The sequence below is a fragment of the uncultured Pseudokineococcus sp. genome (assembly GCF_947495735.1).
Lineage (GTDB): Bacteria > Actinomycetota > Actinomycetes > Actinomycetales > Quadrisphaeraceae > Pseudokineococcus.
In genome coordinates this window covers 226,965-246,254 of the sequence record NZ_CANMAA010000002.1, presented here as the reverse complement: position 1 = coordinate 246,254, position 19,290 = coordinate 226,965, and the positions used below count along the sequence as shown (strand labels likewise).

Annotated in this window: 15 protein-coding genes; 10 read left to right on the top strand and 5 right to left on the bottom strand. The window is 75.1% G+C overall.

Features of this window, described 5'->3' with window-relative positions:
- Positions 1-4 precede the first annotated feature (4 nt).
- Positions 5-322 carry a hypothetical protein gene (locus tag Q0848_RS04055; protein WP_299035167.1) on the top strand — a complete coding sequence of 106 codons (318 nt, stop codon included), beginning with the start codon at positions 5-7 and terminating at the stop codon, positions 320-322.
- Positions 323-358: 36 nt separating this feature from the next.
- Here the strand turns inward: Q0848_RS04055 and Q0848_RS04050 are convergent, their stop codons facing one another.
- The 3 genes from Q0848_RS04050 to Q0848_RS04040 all read right to left on the bottom strand — a co-directional run bounded on the left by Q0848_RS04050 (position 359) and on the right by Q0848_RS04040 (position 4,674).
- Positions 359-1,780 carry a TonB-dependent receptor gene (locus Q0848_RS04050; RefSeq protein WP_299035165.1) on the bottom strand — a complete coding sequence of 474 codons (1,422 nt, stop codon included), beginning with the start codon at positions 1,778-1,780 and terminating at the stop codon, positions 359-361.
- A gap of 68 nt (positions 1,781-1,848) precedes the next feature.
- Positions 1,849-3,135, bottom strand: a complete 1,287-nt coding sequence (locus Q0848_RS04045) for an MFS transporter (protein ID WP_299035162.1) — start codon at positions 3,133-3,135, stop codon at positions 1,849-1,851.
- A 327-nt stretch (positions 3,136-3,462) separates the two neighbouring features.
- Complete coding sequence (locus tag Q0848_RS04040) at positions 3,463-4,674, bottom strand: amidohydrolase family protein (protein ID WP_299035159.1); 1,212 nt, start codon at positions 4,672-4,674, stop codon at positions 3,463-3,465.
- Between the two features lie 251 nt (positions 4,675-4,925).
- On the opposite strand from Q0848_RS04040, the gene Q0848_RS04035 reads away from it, so the two are divergent.
- From Q0848_RS04035 to Q0848_RS04010, 6 genes are read left to right on the top strand one after another with little or no spacing between them, the layout of a single operon-like run.
- A complete protein-coding gene (locus Q0848_RS04035) occupies positions 4,926-6,023 on the top strand; it encodes a sugar ABC transporter substrate-binding protein (protein ID WP_299035156.1) in 1,098 nt (365 codons plus the stop codon).
- Complete coding sequence (locus Q0848_RS04030; protein ID WP_299035153.1) at positions 6,020-7,567, top strand: sugar ABC transporter ATP-binding protein; 1,548 nt, start codon at positions 6,020-6,022, stop codon at positions 7,565-7,567. Before Q0848_RS04035 ends, Q0848_RS04030 begins: the two co-directional genes overlap by 4 nt.
- Positions 7,564-8,571, top strand: a complete 1,008-nt coding sequence (locus tag Q0848_RS04025; protein WP_299035150.1) for an ABC transporter permease — start codon at positions 7,564-7,566, stop codon at positions 8,569-8,571. Before Q0848_RS04030 ends, Q0848_RS04025 begins: the two co-directional genes overlap by 4 nt.
- A gap of 41 nt (positions 8,572-8,612) precedes the next feature.
- Positions 8,613-9,962 (top strand): hypothetical protein, encoded by a 1,350-nt coding sequence (locus Q0848_RS04020; protein WP_299035147.1) that lies wholly within the window; start codon positions 8,613-8,615, stop codon positions 9,960-9,962.
- Positions 9,955-11,043: a DUF917 domain-containing protein gene (locus Q0848_RS04015; protein WP_299035144.1), complete on the top strand. Its 1,089-nt coding sequence runs from the start codon at positions 9,955-9,957 to the stop codon at positions 11,041-11,043. The genes Q0848_RS04020 and Q0848_RS04015 overlap by 8 nt, the downstream gene beginning before the upstream one ends.
- Entirely contained in the window at positions 11,040-12,563 is a 1,524-nt protein-coding gene (locus Q0848_RS04010; protein WP_299035141.1) for a helix-turn-helix domain-containing protein, read from the top strand. The genes Q0848_RS04015 and Q0848_RS04010 overlap by 4 nt, the downstream gene beginning before the upstream one ends.
- Positions 12,564-12,614: 51 nt before the next feature.
- Here the strand turns inward: Q0848_RS04010 and Q0848_RS04005 are convergent, their stop codons facing one another.
- Positions 12,615-14,279, bottom strand: a complete 1,665-nt coding sequence (locus Q0848_RS04005; protein ID WP_299035138.1) for a hydantoinase B/oxoprolinase family protein — start codon at positions 14,277-14,279, stop codon at positions 12,615-12,617.
- On the bottom strand, positions 14,276-16,294 hold the full coding sequence (locus Q0848_RS04000) for a hydantoinase/oxoprolinase family protein (protein WP_299035135.1): 2,019 nt from the start codon (positions 16,292-16,294) through the stop codon (positions 14,276-14,278). The genes Q0848_RS04005 and Q0848_RS04000 overlap by 4 nt, the downstream gene beginning before the upstream one ends.
- A 170-nt stretch (positions 16,295-16,464) precedes the next feature.
- Here Q0848_RS04000 and Q0848_RS03995 point away from each other — a divergent pair, with 170 nt between their 5' ends.
- From Q0848_RS03995 to Q0848_RS03985, 3 genes are read left to right on the top strand one after another with little or no spacing between them, the layout of a single operon-like run.
- The gene (locus tag Q0848_RS03995) at positions 16,465-17,499 is read left to right on the top strand and encodes a leucyl aminopeptidase family protein (RefSeq protein ID WP_299035132.1); all 1,035 of its coding nucleotides are present in this window, start codon (positions 16,465-16,467) and stop codon (positions 17,497-17,499) included.
- The gene (locus Q0848_RS03990; RefSeq protein ID WP_299035129.1) at positions 17,496-18,176 is read left to right on the top strand and encodes an SDR family NAD(P)-dependent oxidoreductase; all 681 of its coding nucleotides are present in this window, start codon (positions 17,496-17,498) and stop codon (positions 18,174-18,176) included. Before Q0848_RS03995 ends, Q0848_RS03990 begins: the two co-directional genes overlap by 4 nt.
- Positions 18,176-19,078, top strand: a complete 903-nt coding sequence (locus Q0848_RS03985; protein WP_366146394.1) for an ornithine cyclodeaminase family protein — start codon at positions 18,176-18,178, stop codon at positions 19,076-19,078. The genes Q0848_RS03990 and Q0848_RS03985 overlap by 1 nt, the downstream gene beginning before the upstream one ends.
- Positions 19,079-19,290 lie beyond the last annotated feature (212 nt).

Sequence of the window (19,290 nt, the reverse complement as noted above, 5' to 3'; positions counted from 1 at the left end):
GGGCGTGACGCCGCTGAGCCCCCTGGTGCTGCGGGCGCCGGCCGCCGCGCTGCTGGCCTCCCGCGCGCCCGCCGGGACGCCGCCCGAGGCCGTCGCCGCGATCGTGCTGGTGCTGGCCGTCCCGGTCGTCGGCCCCGTGCTCGGCGTCGTCCTGGGCCGCTCAGCCCGCCGCCGCTGCGACGCCGAGGGGCTGCCGGGCCGCGAGGTGGCGATCACCGCCGAGGTCCTGGGCTGGACGCTCCTCGGCGTCCTCGCGCTCGGGGCGGTCGTCGTCGGCGCCCTCGTCCTCCTGCCCCTGGCCTACCTGGCCGGCGTCGCCTGAGGTCACGGCCGCGGACGGCCGCGGCACCGGGTCCCGTCAGGCGCCCTCGCGCGCGTGGCCGAAGAAGCCCCGCCGGCGCACCATCTCCGCCACCGCGGGCGGCACCATCGGCTCCCAGCTGTCGTCGCCCTCGGCGATCCGGCGCAGGACGTCGCGGCTGAGGATGGGCAGGAAGTCCTCGCGGAAGTTGTCGAGGTCCACGAAGCTGCCGCGCCCGGCCAGGTAGTCGAACAGCGGCTGCAGCTCGGGGCCGACGCTCAGCTCCCCGACCCGGCGCACCTGCGAGGTGGTGAGGTCGAGCATCGGGTAGACGAAGAGCTTGAGGTCGTTCTTCAGCAGGCGGCCGAAGCTCTCCAGCAGCCCGCCGGGCAGGTGGGCGTGGGTGCCCTCGTCGAAGAGGTCCACCAGGCTCGGGACGCCCATGACGATCCCGATGCGCTCGCGCGTGCGCTCGGCCAGGTAGGCCGCCAGCCGGTGGTAGTCGGCGTAGTCGGAGATCAGCGTGGTCATGCCGCAGGCGCCCAGCAGGTCGGCCCGGGCGAGGAAGTCCCGGCGGTCGACGTCCGAGCCGCCGGCGAGCAGGTTGCGCATCGTCAGCTCGGTCAGCTGCAGCACCGGCTTCCCGGCGACGGCGGGGTCGGCCTCGAACTTCTCCTGCGCGCACCGCAGCATGTCGATGTTGACCACGGTCGGCGGGCGGAAGCTGCCGCGCTCGACGAGCACGGGGCGCTTGCGCAGCACCTCGCTGGGCTGCAGCACGTCGCCGTCCGGCCCGAACATCGCGACGCCGGACAGCCCCAGCTGCACCAGGCGCAGCGCCATCAGGCGGTTGTCGACGTGGCGGAACTCGATGCCGTGGAAGGAGACCATGTCGATCTCGATCCGGCCGGTGGACAGGCGGTCGAGCAGGCTCTCGACGAGCCGGTCGGGCTCGTAGCGCTCGAAGAAGGCGGCGTGCAGGAGGTTGACGCCGACGATGCCCAGGGCCTCCTGCTGCAGGCCCGCCTCGTCGTCGAGCATCCGCACGTGCAGCACGATCTGGCTCGGCTCGTCGCCGGGGTGGGCCTGGAAGCGCACGCCCATCCAGCCGTGGCACTCGTTGCCGCCGCGGTAGCTGCGCGCGACCACCGTGTCGGCGAAGGCGAAGAAGCACGTGTCGTCCCCGCGCGAGGGCCCCAGCCGCTCGACGTTGAGGTCCAGCTCGTGGTCGAGCATCGCCTCCAGGCGCCCGCGGGAGACGTAGCGGTCCGAGTGCCCGTAGACGGCGTCGCTGACGGCCATGTCGTACGCCGACATCGACTTCGCGACGGTGCCCGCGGCCCCGCCGGCCCGGAAGAACCAGCGCGCCACCTCCTGGCCGGCGCCGATCTCGGCGATCGTCCCGTACCAGCGCGGCTCGAGGTTGATCCGCAGCGCTTTCTGCAGGGTGTCTGCGGCGGTGTCGACGGCGGCGCTCATGCCGGGCTCCTCGGGGTCCTCGGTGGTGCGGGCGCCGCACCGCCGGGTCCGTCGGCGCGGTGCCGCGATCATGGACCCGGACGCGCCCGGCGTCGATCCGCCGTGGCGCGGCCGGGCGCGGCGGCCGCGCGCTCGTCGCGCCACAGCGCGAGGACGGCGACGCCGCCCGCGAGAGATCCCGCGGCGAGCAGCACGAGCGCCGCCGACCAGGACGCCGCCTCGACGACGACGGGCACGAGCCAGACGGTGACCGCCGTCGTGAGGTAGCCCGCCGCCATCTGCACGGCGACGGCGCCGCCGACGAGGTCGGGATCGGCGTGCTCGGCGACGAGCGCGGAGAGCTGGGCGGAGTCGGCGACGACCCAGAAGCCCCACAGGGCGACGAGGGCGACGACGAGCGGCAGCGGCCCCCCGCGCAGCACGGCCAGCGCCAGCGCCGCGGTGCTCGAGCCGACCACGCAGACCAGGACGGCGAGGGGACGCCCGACCCGGTCGCCCAGGACGCCGGCGGCGAGGCAGCCCAGGGCGCCGACCCCCACGCACAGCGCCGTCAGCGCCGACGCCGCGGCCGCCGGGTCGGGCAGCGCCGCGACGGCGCCGAGCCCGGCGAGGAGCGCGCCGGTCCAGGCCCACATGGCGTACAGCTCCCACATGTGGCCGACGTACCCGAGGACGGCCAGGACGACGGGCCGCCGCCGCAGCGCCGCGAGCGCGGCCCGGCGGTCGAACGCGGCGGGCGCGCGCCCGTGCGGCCCGGAGCGCCGCAGGAGCAGGGCGAGCAGCGCGCCCAGCAGGGCGCAGACGCTCGTCGCTGTGACGACGACCCGCCAGGGCGCGCCGCCCGCGCTCGCCCCCGCCCCGGCCGCGGCGACGACGTGCGGCAGCGCGGTGCCCAGGGTCAGGGCGCCCACCATCGCGCCGAGCGCTGTGCCGCGCCCTCGGCGGAACCAGGTGGAGACCTCCTTGAGCGCCGACGGGTAGACGAGCGCCAGCGCCGCCCCCGTGAGCAGCCGGGAGACGACGGCGAGCACCGGCCCGTCGGCGAGCAGCAGCCCCGCGTTGGCGACGGCGGCACCCGCGGCGCCGGCGGCGAGCAGCCGCCGCGCGGGCACGGCGTCCGCGAGCCCGGTGCCGGCGGAGACCAGCGCGCCGACGACGAAGCCGAGCTGCACGGCCACGGTGAGCAGCGCGGCCCCGGCCGGGGACAGCGACCACGCCGCGGTCAGCTGCGGCACCACGGCCGCGGCGGAGAACCACACGCCCATCGCCAGGGCCGTGGCCAGCGCGAGCACGGCGAGGGCGGTTCCGGCGCCCGCTGGACGACTCCGGCGGCCGATGGGGTCGGGGGACGTCATCGCGCGCGCCTGCCTCCGTCCTCGGGCCTGGGGCCGGCGCCGTGCGCCGGGGTCACCCGGGCGGGGGTGATCCGGCCCGATCCTGGCGCAGCGCGCGGGTCTCCTGAGCCGCGGCCGCACCCGCACCCGCAGGCCCAGACCGCCGGTGGCGGCGGTCTCCGACCCCAGGACCACCGCCCCAGGACCACCGCCCCGGGGCGCGCGCCCGTGCAGGCCGCGGTCGTCCGCGGGGCGCGGCCCTGGGCGGCGCAGAGCCCGGGGAGGCGCTCAGGGGCGCTCCTGCGCGGTGCACCCCCGAGAGCGAGGACGGCCGTGCCGCCCGGCTCCTCACCCCACGACGAGGCCCGCCTGGACGACGGTCCGCGCTCCGTCCCAGAGCACCGACGCGTCCTCCAGCGGGTCACCGTCCAGGAGCAGCAGGTCGGCGACGGCGCCCTCGACCACGCGCCCGAGGTCCGGGCGGCCGATGAGGTCGGCGTTCGTCGACGTCGCCGAGCGCAGCGCCTCGAACGGGCCGAGCACCTCCGCCTGCAGCCGCAGGCCGGTGAGCTGCTCCTCCTCGAGGTCCCCCATGAGGTCCGTGCCGAACCCCACGCGCACGCCCGCCTCGACGGCGAGCTCGACCGCGCGGCGACCGGAGTCCAGGACCTCCTGGTTCTTGGCCTGCGAGACCGACGGCATGCCCAGCTCGTCGCCGCGGCGCCCCATCGCGTCGTAGGTGGCCAGCGTCGGGACCATCCACACACCGCGGTCGGCCATCAGGCGGGCGGTGGGCGCGTCGAGCAGGTTGCCGTGCTCGATGCAGGTGATGCCGTTCTCGACGGAGTGCGCGATGGACTCCGGGGAGTAGGAGTGGGCGGTGACGTACGCCCCGCGCCGCGTGGCCTCGCCGACCACCGCCTGCAGCTCCTCGGCGGAGTACTGCGGCACCCGGATCGGGTCGGTCAACGACGTGACCCCGCCCGACGTCATCACCTTGATGGCGTGGGCGCCGCGGCGCAGGCGGTCGCGGACCGCGACGCGCAGGTCGTCCACGCCGTCGACGACCTCGCTGGAGTGGGTGCAGCACACCGCCTGCTCCAGGTGCCCCGCCCGCACGTCACCGTGCCCGCCGGTCTGCGACAGCGCGGGTCCCGTCCACAGGTACCGGGGCGAGGGCACCAGTCCTCGCTCCACCGCGCGCGCGAGCCCGGCGTCCCCGCCGGCGACGTCGCGGACGGTGGTGAAGCCGCGCGCCAGCGCACGGCGCAGCCGCCGGGCACCGGCCAGGGCGACGTAGCTCAACGGGAGCGACTCGGTCTCCAGCAGGCTGAGGCTCAGCCCGTACGCGTGGAAGTGGGCGTCGATGAGCCCGGGCACCAGTGTGCCGCCGGCCCCGTCCAGCACGCGGCGGGCGCCCGTGGTGTCGACGTCCGGGCCGACCGCGGTGATCCGGCCGCCGCTGACCAGGACGGCGCCCTCGTGCAGCTCGGGCGAGAGGCCGTCGAAGACGCGGACGTCCCGCACGGCGAGGTCGGCAGGGCGGTCGGGCGTCGGCATGCTGGTCTCCACGGGGCAGCGGGCGGCTGGCGGCGCAACCCTGGCACCTCCTCGCGCCCCGCCGTGGACGTGGCGCACACCGGTGCACGACCGGACTGGGCGGTCCGCACACGGCCGTCCCCCCCGGCGCGACGGCACGGGTGGCGCCGCGCACAGCTGGCTCCAGGGCGGCCGTGCGCACCGCACAAGCGGGTCTGCGCGCCGTCCCTAGGTTTCCGGCCGACCTCACGGCTCACCTCGAGGAGACCCCGATGACTGCTCGTCCCTCCCGCCGGACCACCGTCGGCGCACTGGCTCTCGCCTCCCTGGCGCTCACCGGCTGCGGTGTCGACGCACCGGGCACGGCCCCCTCCGGCGGCGCCGCCGGAGGCTCGACCGGCGGGGCCTCGAGCGACGTGGTCGTCACCGGCCCGGACTCGGTCCCCGAGGCCGACGAGAGCGAGGAGCTCGCCGTCGCCTTCTTCGGGTTCGCCCGAGCCAACTCCTTCGCGAGCGCCACCTGGACCGGCGTCCAGCAGTACGCCGAGGCGCACGGCGCGACGGCCGAGTTCTTCGACCCCAACTTCGACGCGCAGACCCAGGTCAGCCAGATCCAGGACGCCGTCACGACGGATCGCTTCGACGTCTTCGTGGTGCAGGCCAACGACGGCCAGGCCGTGATCCCCGCCGTGCAGAGCGCCGTCGCCGCGGGCATCACGGTCGTCGTGGAGTTCACGCCCGTCGGCACGAGCTACGACACGGCCGACCCCCAGGTGGACGGCGTGATCACCTTGATCGACGTGCCGACGCTCAACGGGGAGGCGCTCGGGCAGCTCGGCCTGGAGGCCTGCGAGGACGCCGGGACCGACCCCTGCCAGGTCGCCTACCTCGAGGGCTTCAAGACGCTCCCGCTGGACAACGCCCGCACCGAGGCCGCCCGTGCGGCGCTCGAGGAGGGCGGTGCCCAGGTCGTCGCCTCGGTCGAGGGCGGGTACACGAACGACAGCGGGCGGCAGGCGATGCAGGACGTGCTGCAGTCGAACCCGGACGTCGACGTCGTGATCGGGTCCACGCAGGCGGTCGCGGGCGCAGAGGGCGTCGTCGGCGACGGCGTCCGCCTGATCGGCAACGGCGGCTCGCGCCAGGCCGTCGACGCCGTGCGCGAGGGCCGCTGGTTCGGGGCGTACTGCACGCCGGAGGTGACGGCCGGCGAGACGGCCGCCGCGCTCGGGCTGGCTGCCGCCCGCGGGGAGTCGGTCCCGTCCTCGAACTCCTACGACGGGCTCACCCCGACGGGGGCCACCTGGCCCGAGGGCATGCTGTGCACGGCTGACACCGTGGACGGTGTCGAGGGCCAGTACGACGAATGAGCGCCGCAGCGCAGGAGCGCCGGGGGACCCGACCGCCCGGCCCGCGCGCACCGGTCCGGCTCGAGGGCGTCGTGAAGTCCTTCGGCGGCACCCGGGTCCTCCACGGCGTCGACCTCGAGCTGGTGCCCGGGACGGTCCACGGGCTCGTCGGCGAGAACGGCGCGGGCAAGTCCACGCTGATGAAGGTCCTCACCGGGCTGGAGCGCGCGGACGCGGGCACGGTGCGCATCGGTGGGCAGGCCGTGGCGATCCGCTCGCCGAAGGACGCGCTCGCCCACGGGATCAGCGTCATCTCCCAGGAGCTGGCCACGGTGCCGGCGCGGACCGTCCTGGAGAACGTCTACCTCGGCTCCTGGGCCGCGCGCTGCGGCGTTGTCACCCGGCGACGCGACCGCGAGCGCTTCGAGCGGCTCTGCGAGCGCACCGGCTTCCACGTCGACCCGGACGCGGTGGTCGGCACCCTGCCCATCGCCTCCCAGCAGCAGGTCGAGATCCTGCGCGCCGTCGACCGCGGCCCCCGCGTCGTCGTCATGGACGAGCCCACCGCGGTGCTGACCGAGTCCGAGACCGCCGCCCTGCTCGCTCTGACCCGGCGGATCGCGGACACGGGTGCGTGCGTCGTCCTGGTCTCGCACTTCCTCGAGGAGGTGCTGGGCGCGTGCGACACCGTCACCGCGCTCAGGGACGGCCGGCACGTGATGACGGCCCCGACGGCTGAGCAAACCCCCGCCACGCTCGTGCGGGCGATGGTCGGCCGCGAGGTGGACGTCCTCTACCCGGACCTGCCACCGGTCGCCGACGACGCGCCGCTGCTGCTGGAGGCGACCGGCCTGAGCCGCGGCACGGCGGTGCGCGGTGTGGACATCACCGTGCGCGCGGGAGAGGTCGTCGGCATCGCCGGCCTCGTCGGGTCCGGCCGCTCGGAGGCGCTCCGGCTCGTGTTCGGGGCTGACCGCGCCGACGCCGGCGAGGTGCGGGTGGCGGGCCGCGAGATCCGGATGGGCTCGCCGCGCGAGGCGATGCGGGCCGGCCTGGCCATGGTTCCTGAGTCGCGCAAGGACCAGGGGCTGCTGTTGTCGCAGACCGCCCGCGACAACGTGACGATCGCCAGCCCCGAGCGGACGTCGGTCCTCGGTCTGCGTCGGCCGGCGCGCGAGCGGCGGCTGGCCGACGAGAGCGTCGAGCGCCTCGACGTGAGGGCTGCGTCGGCGGACGGCCCCGTGTGGACGCTCTCGGGCGGCAACCAGCAGAAGGTGCTGTTCGCCAAGTGGCTCGCGCGGCGCCCCGCGGTGCTCCTCGTCGACGAACCGACCCGCGGCGTCGACGTCAGCGCCAAGGTCCGCATCCACCGCCTGATCGCCGACGTCGCCGCGTCGGGCACGGGCGTCCTGCTCGTCTCCTCGGAGGTCGAGGAGGTGCTCGGCCTGTCCCACCGGGTCCTGGTCATGCGCCAGGGCCGGATCACCGCCGAGCTGACGGCCGCGGAGGCCGACCACGAGCGGGTGCTGAACGCCGCCTTCGCCGACCGAGAGGAGCTCCGATGACCGACACCACCACCGCCACGAGCACGGGCAGCGGAGCCAGGGCCCCCGTCCGGGGGCGACGGGCCCCCGTCGCGCTCGCGCGCGACTACGGGATCCTCCTCGTCATCGCGCTGCTGGTCGTCGGGCTGACGCTCACGACCGACACGTTCCTGACCGCGGGCAACCTGCGGAACCTGCTCGACCAGATGGTCGTCGTGGGGATCATCGCCTGCGGCGTGACGCTCTGCATCATCGCCGGCGTCTTCGACCTGTCGACCAGCGCGATCCTGGCCGTCAGCGCGATCCTCGGCATCACGGTCACGCAGAGCGCCGGAGTCGCCGCCGGGATGCTCGCCGCGGTGCTCGCCGGCGCGGCGCTCGGCCTGCTCAACGGTCTGGTCATCACCGGCGTCGGCGTCAACAGCTTCATCGCGACGCTGGCCTCGAGCATCGTCTTCCGCGGCGTCGCGATCCTGCTGACGGGCGGGTCGATCGTCTACCCGCTCGCCGACCAGCTCACCGCCTACCGGGTGATGACCTACACGACTCGCCCGCTCGGGGTCACGGTCTCGACCTTCGTGCTGCTCGCGGTCGTGGCAACGACGTGGTTCCTGCTGTCCTCGACCACCTACGGGCGCTCGCTGTACGCCGTCGGCGGCAACGCCGAGGCCGCCCGGCTGTCCGGCATCCGCGTCGAGCGGGTGCGGGTGCTCGCCCTGGTCATCAGCGGCACCTGCGCCGGGCTGGCCGGCGTGGTGCTGTCCTCGCGGGCCGGGTCGGCCCAGGCGAGCCTGGCCGAGGGCCTCGAGCTGGCCGCGATCGCCGCGACCGTCGTCGGCGGGACGAGCATCCTCGGCGGTGAGGGCGCCGTCTGGCGGGCGATCGCCGGGGTCCTGATCCTCCAGCTCTTCAGCAACGGCTTCAACCTGCTCGGCTGGGACACCACCTACCAGCAGGTGCTCACCGGTTGCCTGATCCTGCTGGCCGTGAGCGTCGACCAGGTGCTGCGGCGGCGCCGTCGGTGAGCGCGACCGTCTGCGCCCCCGTCCTCGCGGATACTGCTCCGGTGGCGGCAGACGGCGAGGTCGGCCCGGTCGTCGGCGTGCACCTCCGTCGCGACCGGGCCGTCGGGGTCCGCGCCGGCGACGGCTCGTCCAGGACGGCCGCCGCTGCGGGCTCCCCGGCGACGTCGCTGGCCGCCGTGCTGGCCGAGCTCGCCCCCGAGCGCTGCAGCAGAGTCCTGCTGGACCTGGCGCCGCTGGTCGCCGACGTCCTCGAGGGCGGCCGCCTCGCAGCGGTCACGACGGTGCGGATCGCGCCGTCCGACCGCGCGATCGGTGTCCTCTACGGGGGCTGGCCACCGGCCGTCGTGGAGCAGGTGGACGCCGGCCGCCTGCACGTCAGCGGTGGGCACGACTTCCACGGGCGCCGCGTCGGGGACGTCGACGAGGAGGCGATCGCGGCCGCCGGCCGCCTGGCGGTCCAGCGCGGTGCGGACGTGATGGCCGTCTCGGCCGTCGGCGCGATGATCGACAGCAGCCTGGAGCTCGAGGTCGCCGCCCGGCTCAGCCGGGCCACCGGCCGCCACGTCGTGATGTCCCACGGAGCCGGCGGCGTGCGGCACCTGGAGCGCGAGACGACCACGGTGCTCGACGGTGCGCTGCGCGGGGAGGTGGGCGCGCTCCTGGACGAACTCTACGACGTGGTCGACCACGTCGCCCCCGGCGCGCGCCCCGGCTTCGCTGCGGCGGACGGGTCCTGGCTCGGCCGCGAGCAGGCCAGGGCGCACGCGCTCCGTCTGCTCGGCACCCGCGAGGCGCTGCTCGTGCAGGGGGCGGCGGCCACCGCCGGGACGCCCTCGGCCCACGTGCTGCTGCGCGACCGTCGCGGGCTGCGCGCCACGGCGGTCGACGACGGCTGCGTCCGCGCCGACCCCGTGCGCGACCTCGCGCCCTGGCTGCCCGGGGTCCACGCCAACCAGCGGCACGCGAGCGTGCTGCCGGTCGGCCCCGGGGACGCGTCGGGCCTGTCTCCCGCCGCGCTGCTCGGCCGCCCCGTCGTGCTGGTGGACCTCGAGCCCCGGGCGGACGAGGGGGAGGTCCCGCAGCGGCTCGTCGCGGCGGGTCTCGAGGTGCGGCAGGTGGCCGCGGCGCCCGACGTCCTGCTCGCCCGCGGGCTGTGCGCCGCTGTCCCGCAGTGCGAGGTGGTCACCTACGCCGCGGTCGACGGGCCGGCGGCCTGGCAGCGCGCGCGCGACGTCGCCCGCCACCAGGCGCAGGCGCAGGTGCTGGCGGCCGACCCGCGGGCCCGTCTGCGCACGGTCGCCGACCAGGTCATCCCGCTCTCGTACCTGTCCACCGGCGTGGTCCAGGTGCGGTGCTACGTGGTGGCGGAGCAGGAGCTGGTCCGTGCCTGAGGTCCGGTCCATCACCGCCGACCACTTCGACGACCTCTTCCTCGGCAGCCAGCTGGGCGTCCTGTCGGCGGCGAGCACCTACCGGGGGTCGCTGGAGACCTGGGTCCACGCCCTCCTGCAGGAGCGACCGGTCGAGCTGGTCGACCCGGCGGAGGCGCGCGAGCGCTTCGGGGAGGAGGAGATGGGCCTGGCGGTCCTCATGGTCGGCGCGATGCTCAGCCTGCTGGAGTACCCCTTCCGCGGTGACGAGGCGGTCGTCGCGGTGCGGCGCCTGGAACGCACGCTCGGCGTCCGCTTCGCCGCGATGTGCCCCTTCAACTGCTCCGGGCCGAACGCGCTCGTCGCCGTCGGTGCCGCCTCGCTGCTGGGTCTGCCGCTGGTCGACTGCGACGGCCAGGGCCGGATCCTCCCGCTCATCGACCAGACGACGTTCGCGCTCGGCGGCCTGCGCGCCAGCCCGCTCGCCGGCGTGGGCCCCTGGGGTGACGTCATCACGGTCGACTCCCCGGGCGACCGCGCCGAGGAGATCGTGCGGGCCGCCGTCAGCGGGGCCGGCGGCTGGATGCTCTGCGCCACCTACCCGGCGCCGGTGCACCGCCTCGTCGAGACGGGCATCCAGCGCTCGCTGTCCCAGCGGATCGCCAGCGGCGCGCTGATGCAGACCGCGCGCAGCGACCTCGGCGAGCGCCTCGCCCGTCACCTGGGAGGGCGGCTCGTCGCGCGGGCCCGCGTGGTCGAGCTGTCCGGGCACCAGCACACGGGCCTGCGCACCCGCCAGCCGGCGAGCCCCTACAGCATCCTGCTGCGCGGGCTGTCCTCGACCGAGCCCCTCATCCGCCTGGAGGTGCGCAACGAGATCGTCGTCGCGACGGTCGACGGGGCCGTCGTCGGCGCCGTCCCCGACATGATCTGCCTCATCGACCCCCTGAGGCGGCGGTCGGTCGAGCTGAGCGACCTGCGGGTCGGCCAGGTGATGGAGGTGCTCGTGCTGCCGGCTGCTGAGGCGTGGCGGACCCCGAGTGGTCGGGCGATGGCTGGACCGGGCGCCTTCGGCCTGTCGTGGCCGGCTCAGCCGGCATGAGCCCCGACGAGAGGACCCCGACGAGGGCGTCGCGTCCGGAGGGGCGCCCCGAGGCGGTCACCTGGGGCGAGCTGCTGCGCTCCAAGCCCATGGAGCAGGTCGTCGTGCCCGTGCGGGTGGACCTCGACCGGGACGTCACGAAGGTCCGCCTGATCAGCGACCTCGACGACATGCAGGCCTGTCGGCCCGGCACGGTCGCGGTGCTGCAGCCACCGCTCGCCTCTGCGGCCTGGGCCATCGAGATCGCCGTCCGCTACGCCTGGGAGCGCAGCGCACGTGCCGTCGTCGCCCAGGTCACGGGGTCCGCTGCCGAGGCCGTCACGCGCCTGGCCGAGCGGCTGTCCGTCTCCGTCGGCTTCCACGACGGCGACCCGACCGAGCTGGCGCTGGACCTGTCCGCGCTGGTGGCCCGTCCCGGCGCCGTCCGCTCGGGCCTTCTGGCGCGGTGCGCGGTGCTCATCAGCGAGGCCACCTCTGTCGAGGAGGTGATGACCGTCCTCGCGCAGGAGCTCCCCCGCACCGCGACGAGCCTGCGGGGACCGGGGGACCGGCTCCTCGCCGGGTGCGGCGACGAGCTGCCGCCCGACGTGCTGCGGGTGCCCCTCGCCCCCCTCGACGTCGAGGCCGGGCGGTCGCTGACCGCAGCGCTGTCGCACCGGTCGGTGGCGTGGAACCAGACCGTGACACGAGTGCTGCAGATCGCGCGGGCGCAGGTCGTCGCCTGCGAGGCGTCCGGTCGGGTGGCGGCGAGCGTGCAGCACGAGCGCGAGGGCTTCGCGCTCGCCCGGGTGCTGGCTGCACCGCCCGACAGCGGTCCGGCCACCGCGCTCGGCTGGCCGCTCCAGGGACCGCTGACCGGTGCCGTCGTCCTCCCGCTGGAAGAGGCGGTGCGGGCCCAGCCCGCCGTCGGGCTGTCGCTGCGCGCCGCGTGGGCCGCAGAGCCGGTCGGGGCGCCCCCCGCCCCCTACCTGGACGGGTGGGCCCTGTGGGCCCAGCTCGAGGAGCCGGGCGCCGACCCGGCCGAGGACCACGGGCGGGCCGAGCGCGCGCTCGCCGCCCGCGCGGAGAGGCTCGTGCGCCGTGCCGGACTCGGGGTGGACCTCCGGATCGGCGTCGGGCTGCCCGGCTCCCTGGCGGCCACGCTCGAGCAGGCGATGATCGCGGCGCGCGCCGCGACCGCGACCGGCTCGGTCCGCGGCATCGAGCGGTTCTCCACCCTCGGCTCTCGCGAGCTCGTCACGGCGACCGACGCCCCGCACCTGCGTCGGGTGGCCCGCGAGACCCTGGCGGCGCTCCTCGGCGTCGACGACCGCGACGACCTGGTGCGCACGCTCCTGGCCTACCTCGACTGCGCGGGCTCGACCAGCCGGGCCGCTGAGCGGCTGGCCGTGCACCGCAACACCGTGACGGGCCGGCTCGACCGCGTCCGCCGCCTCGGCGTGCCGGTCGACGACCCCGATCGGTCGCTCGAGCTGCACCTGCTGTGCCACGTCGCGCTCTCGAGCGGTCTGACCGGCTGACCGGACGGCGCCCTGCTCCCGGCCTCCGGGAGCGGGGCGCCGCCCGACCGGTCAGCGGCCGTAGACCGCTGCCGCCCTCTCGGGCGACACGAGCCCGGTCAGGACGTCCGACTCCACCGCCGCGCGGTCGCGCTCGCGCGGGTCGCCGAAGCCGCCACCACCGCTGGTCTCGCACCGGATGACGTCACCGGCCCTGAGCGGGGTGCCGTTGGACTTCAGCACCTCGCGCTCGTCCTCCCGCCCGGGGTTGATCACGACACGGGGGCCGACGCCCTCACCGCCGCCGAAGATCCCCCACGGCTTGGTGCGCGAGCGCTCGAACCACAGCGAGACGGTGCAGTCCTCGAGCACGGTGTACTCGCGGACCACCCCGACGCCACCGCGCCAGCGGCCGTCGCCCGCGCTGTCCGGGCGCAGGCGGTAGTCGCTGATGCGGAACGGGTACCGGGTCTCGAAGACCTCGATCGGCAGGTCCTTGAGCGAGCCGTTGACGTTGTTGATCAGCGCGCTCTCGCCGTCGCTGCCGTCCCAGGCGCCCCAGCCGCCGAGGGTGGCCTCGAGCGAGACGTAGTCGCGGCCCACTCGGCTGTCGTGACCAGCCACCTGCACGAGCATCGAGTCGCCGTGGCTGGCAGCCGCCACGGCCCCGGGCATCGCCGGGGCCATCGCCTTGGCGACGAGGTCGATGAGCAGGCCGAGGTGGGAGAAGTACCACTGGCAGGCAGCGGGGGCGACGGCGCCGAAGACCGAGCCCTCGCGCACCTGCGTGGTCATCGGCCGGAACGACCCCCCGTTGCCCGGCACATCGGGGCTGACCAGCAACTTGTAGCCGACCCGGCACGCCGAGACGGCTTGCGCCACGCCGCAGTTCACGGGGCCGTGAGCCTGGTCGGCGGACTCGCGCACGTCGAAGTCGATCGAGTCACCCGCGATGGTGATCTTCAGCTTGACGGGGATCGGCTCGTCGAGGGCGAGCCCGTCGTTGTCGAGCACGCCCTCGGCCTCGTAGAGGCCGTCCGGGATCCCCGCGACGACCTCCCGCTCGAACCGCTCGGTCTGGGCGAAGATCTCGTCGCGGGCCGCCCGCAGCGTCTCCAGCCCGAACCGGCGGACGATCTCGGCCAGGCGCACCTGGCCCATCTCGATGCAGGCGATCATCGCGTGCATGTCGCCGGTGGTCGGGTAGGGGAACCGGACGTTGCGGCTGATCGTGTCGATGATCGCCCGAACCGGCTGCCCGCCCTCGACGAGCTTCTGCGGCCCGAGGCGCAGACCCTCCTGGAAGATCGAGGTGGAGTCCATCGGTCCGCCCGGGTCCTTGGAGCCGACGTCGATCCAGTGGGCGCGCGAGGCCGTGAAGCCGACCAGGCTCTCCTCGACGAAGACGGGACCGAAGATGGTCACGTCGTTGAGGTGGGTGCCCCCGATGTAGCTGTCGTTGAGGATCCACACGTCGCCGGGCTGCCACACGTCGCGGCCGAACGTCTCCTCGGTGGCGAGCGTGCACATCTCCAGGTTGCCCAGGAAGATCGGGAGCCCCGCCGACTGCCCGAGCACGTGGTGCTGGTCGTCCAGGAGCGCCACGACGCAGTCGCCGCCCTCGTAGATGATCGGCGTGTAGGCCGACCGGATCAGCGACGCGTTCATGTCGTCCGCGGCCGAGGTCAGCGCGTTGCGGATGATCTCGACGACGACGGGGTCGACGCTGGTGCTCATGCGGGCTCCTCGGCGGTGATGACGAGTGTTCCTCGCTCGTCGACGGTGACGGTGTAGCCGGGCGGGACGACGGTGGTCGCCGTCTCCTCCACGACGACGGTGGGTGAGGTGAACGGCTCGAGGCCGAGGTCCGACCGGCGGTGCAGCGTCGTCGGGGTGGGGGCGCCGGCGAACCAGACGTCGGCGACCGGTGCCTCGGTCGCCGTGGGGCCGGGGCTGAACGCACCGGGCGCGGCGCGCATCAGGTCGCCGAGCCCGGTGGCGCGGAGGGCGACGACCTCGATCGGGGCGCCGTCGTTCGCGTGCCCGAACCTCGCCTTGTGCTGCTCGCCGAAACGGGCGGACAGCGAGGTGAGGAAGTCCGGCTCGAGCGGCTCGTCCGCGCCCAGCAGGGGCACGGTCAGCGTGTACTCCTGCGCGACGTAGCGGACGTCGACCGAGAAGGTGGTGCGCCCGCGCTCTTCGCTGACGCCCTCGGACCGGATGAACTCCGCGGCGGACGCGCCCATGCGCCGGAGGCGAGCGGTCATGTCCGCCGTGTCGACGTCCTCGTCGCGGAAGTAGTACGGGTCGGACTCGTCGTGGCGGATCGATGTCTGCAGCATCCCCCAGGCCGAGAACGCGCCGGGGAAGCGCGGCACGACGACCTCGCGGATGCCCAGCTCCTGGGCCAGGAACACGGCGTGCATCGGACCGGCTCCCCCGAAGGCGACGAGGCTGAAGGCACGCGGCTCGATGCCTCGGGCCACCGTGATGGTCCTGATCGCCTGGGCCATCTTCGCGTTCGCCACGTCGCAGATGCCCTCGGCCATCGCCTCGACCCCCAGGCCCAGCGGCTCGGCGACCGTCGCGACGGCGGTGCGCGCCGCCTCGACGTCCAGGTGCATCTGGCCGCCCGCGAACCACGACGGGTCGACGCGGCCGAGCACCAGGTTGGCGTCGGTGACGGTCGGCTCGGTCCCGCCGCGTCCGTAGCAGGCCGGACCGGGGTTGGCGCCGGCAGAGCGCGGGCCGACCCGCAGGCCGCCGGACTCCAGGTGGGCGACGGAGCCGCCACCGGCGCCGACGGTGTGGATGTTGACCACCGGCATGAGCATCGGCAGGCCCTCGAGCGTCGTCTCGGGGGAGACGTCGGGCTCGCCGTCGACGATGAGCGAGACGTCGAAGGAGGTCCCGCCCATGTCGACGCAGATGAGGTTGGGCCGCCCCAGGCTGGCGGCGAGCGCCGCGCCGCCCATCGCGCCGCCGACGGGGCCGGAGAGGAGGGTCTGGAGCGGACGCCGTCGGGCGGACTCGGCGGTGAGGATGCCCCCGGAGGACTGCATGACGTGCAGCGGGACGGGCAGGCGACGCTCGGTCAGCGACCTCTCCAGCTTCGTGAGGTACCGGCGCACGACCGGGCCCGTGTAGGCCTCGACGACGGCAGACGACGACCGCTCGTACTCGCGCCACTCCTTGGCCGCGCGGTGGGACAGCGAGATCGTGACGTCGTCGCCGAGCTCCTCCCGCAGGATCTGCTCGGCCCGGAGCTCGTGCTCGGGAGCGCGGAAGCTGAACAGGAAGCAGACGGCGTAGGCGGTGATGCCCTCGGCGCGGCCCCTCGCGGCGGCGGCGCGCACGGCGTCCTCGTCGAGCGGCGTCAGCTCCGCTCCCTCGCTGGAGAACCGCCCGGCCACCGCGAGGATGTCCTGCAGCGGGGCCAGGGGCTCGGGCTTGCGGTAGTGCAGGTCGTACAGGCGCCAGCGTGGGCCGCGGGCGATGTGCAGCTGGTGGCTCGCGCCCTCCGTGGCGAGCACGAGCACCCGCTCGCCGCGCCGGGTCAGCAGGGCGTTCAGCCCCTGGGTGGTGCCGTGCACCAGGAACGAGATGTCGCGGGTGTCGTCGACGAGGGAGTCCAGCGCCGCGAACACCCCTGAGGTGAGGTCCGTGGGTGTCGTGGAGGACTTGCCAGCGCGGTACTCGCCCGTGTCCTCGTCGTAGGAGATGACATCGGTGAACGTGCCACCGATGTCCATGGAAACGCGGTACCTGCTCATCAGACCTGCCTCGGGACGACGCCGGATGGGAGTGCGCCGAACCGTAGGAACCGCGGTCGGGCGCCGACCGTGCGCGATGACCACCGGGTGCCCGACCGGGTGGGCGAGACGCACGGGCGCTCGCGGCGGTGCGCGGGAGGCTGCTCCGCGTGATCTCGATACCCACCCGTGCGGAGCCGACGACGACGAGCGCCCGACGGACTGCCGTGCTCGACACCGCGGTGGCCACGGCCTGCGAGCTGGTCGACCTGCGGGCGAACGAGGCCACGCCGGCGACGTTCGCCGACCGGTTGGCCGCGCTGGCCGCGGACCACGGCGTGCGCGTGTCGGTGCGGGACGAGGGCGCGCTGCGCGCCGAGGGCTTCGGCGCGGTGCTGTCTGTGGGCGCCGGCTCGCCCAACCCGCCGCGCCTGGTGACGCTGTCGCACGAGCCGAGGGGCGCCGCCGGGCCGCCGGTGGCGATGGTCGGGAAGGGCGTGACCTTCGACAGCGGTGGGCTGTCGCTCAAGAGCCCTGCGGCCATGGTCGGCATGCACCGCGACAAGACGGGCGCGGCGGTGGTCGCGGCGGTCGTGTGCGCAGTCGCCGACCTGGGGCTGCAGGTGCCGGTGAGGGCGTACCTGCCACTGGCGGAGAACCTGCCCGGCCCGGACGCCACCCGCCCCGGCGACATCGTGACGTCGCTGTCCGGCACGCGGATCGAGGTGCTCGACACCGACTTCGAGGGCCGAGTGCTCATGGCCGACGCGCTCACCCTCGCCGTCCGCGACGAGCCCCGCGCCCTGCTGGACGTCGCGACGCTGACCTACCAGGTGGTGACCGCGCTCGGCCCGGGCATCGCCGGGGTCGTGGGCTCGGACGACGCGCTGGTCAGCGCCGTCCTGGCCGCCGGGCGCGACGCCGGTGAGGAGCTGTGGCCGCTGCCCCTGGCCGCTCGGTACCGCGACCAGGTCCGATCGGCCTCGGAGCGGGCAGACCTGCGCAACCACCCGGGGAGCGACGTCGGGCGGGCGATCACCGCGGCGCTCTTCCTCGCGGAGTTCGTCGGCGATGTGCCGTGGGCGCACCTCGACATCTCGGGGCCGTCCGAACGCGGCTCAGGGGTGGACGCCGTCCCGACCGGCTTCGGCGTCCGCACGCTCGTGCGCCTGGTGGAGGCCCTCGCCGAGGGGGGAGACCGATGAGCAGGACCAGCGTCGTGGTCGGCGCGGGCCAGGGCATCGGCAGGGCTGTCGCGGTCAGGATGGCCGCAGACGGCGGGACGGTGCACCTGGTCGGGCGGACCCGTCCCGCGCTCGAGGAGACCGCTGCGATGGTGGGCGCGGGCGCCGTCGTGCACGCCGCCGACGCGACCGACCCAGCGGCCGTGCGGGCCGTGGCCGGTGCTGTCGAGCGGGCGGACGTCGTCGTGCACACCGTCGGTGACAGCTCGATGGGCGCCTTCGTCGACCTCACGCCGGCTGAGTGGCACCGGGTCCTGGACGCGAACCTCACCTCGGCCTTCCTCGTGGCCTCGGCCTTCCTGCCGCACCTGCGCGCCAGCGAGAACCCCAGCCTCGTCCTGCTGGCGTCGAAGACCGCGCTGAAGGGCTACCCGGTGGTCGCGTACAGCGCGGCCAAGGCGGGTGTCGTGGGCATGGCGCGGGCGCTGGCCGTCGAGCTCGCACCCGAGCACATCCGCGTCGTCCCCCTCTGCCCGGGACCCACCGACACCCCGATGCGCTGGCGCTCGACCCCGGACATGGACGAGCAGGTGGTGATCGCGCCGGAGTCGGTGGCCGACCTCGTCCACGCGGTGGTGGGCCTGCCCCGGGGCACGGTCACCGACGTGCTGCTGCTGCAGTCCGACCTCTACGACTGATGGAGGTCGTGGACGCCGCAGCGCTGTTCGCCCGGGTGCCCTGGGTGGACGCGATCGACGCCGTCGAGGCGGCGCTGCTGTCGGGGGTCGCGAGCGCGCCGCCCCGGACAGCCGTCCCGGTCACCGGGGGCGAGCTGCTGCTGATGCCGGCGGAGGCCGCTGACGTGGTCGGGGTCAAGGTGACGAGCGTGGCCCCGGGGAACCCGGCCGTGGGCGCGCCCCGGGTCCAGGCGGCCTACGTGCTGATGGACGCCGCCACGCTGACGCCGCGCGCGCTGGTCGACGGGACGGCGCTGACGACGCTGCGGACGCCGGCGGTGTCGGCCGTGGCGGTTCGGCGGCTGGCCCTGCCGGCGGCGCGGCGGCTCCTCGTCGTCGGCGCGGGCCCCCAGGCCTGGGGGCACGTGCACGCCCTCTCGGCGGTCCGGACCTTCGAGGACGTGGTGGTCGTGTCTCGGTCGACGGCTGCGGCTCTGGTCGGGCGACTGGTGGCGGAGGGCGTGCCCGCACGAGCCGGCTCGCTGCGCGACCTGCCGGGCGCCGACGTCGTGGCGTGCGCGACCACCGCGGTCGCGCCCGTCCTCGACGGGTCGCTCGTGGCCGACCACGCCTGCGTCGTCGCCGTCGGCTCGCACTCGCCGGACGCCCGCGAGCTCGACGACGGCCTGCTCGCACGGGCGTCGGTCGTCGTGGTCGAGAGCCGCGACGTCGCGCTGCGGGAGGCTGGTGACGTCGTGATGGCCATCGCGGGCGGCGCACTGGCGGTCGAGGACCTGGTCGAGCTGGAGGACCTCGTGAGGTGCCCAGCCCCCGACCGGCGCGGCCCCTCGGTGGTCAAGACCGTGGGAGCGGGGTGGCAGGACCTGGCAGTGGCTCGCAGGGCGCTCAGCGCCCGCGCGTGAGGCGAGAGCAGCTCCAGGGGTCCGGAGGCACTGGACCGCCCGTCGGGTGGACGTGCGACCGGGGGACCGCGCAGGGCGGGCGTGCCTGGGGGCCCTCCCACGCGACGACCCCCGGCGCGCCCCGACGACGACGAGTCCGCACGACCCGCCGCGGGCGCTGGCGGTTCGTGCGGACTCGTCGAAGACCGGCTGGCTGCGTCGCCGCAGCACCA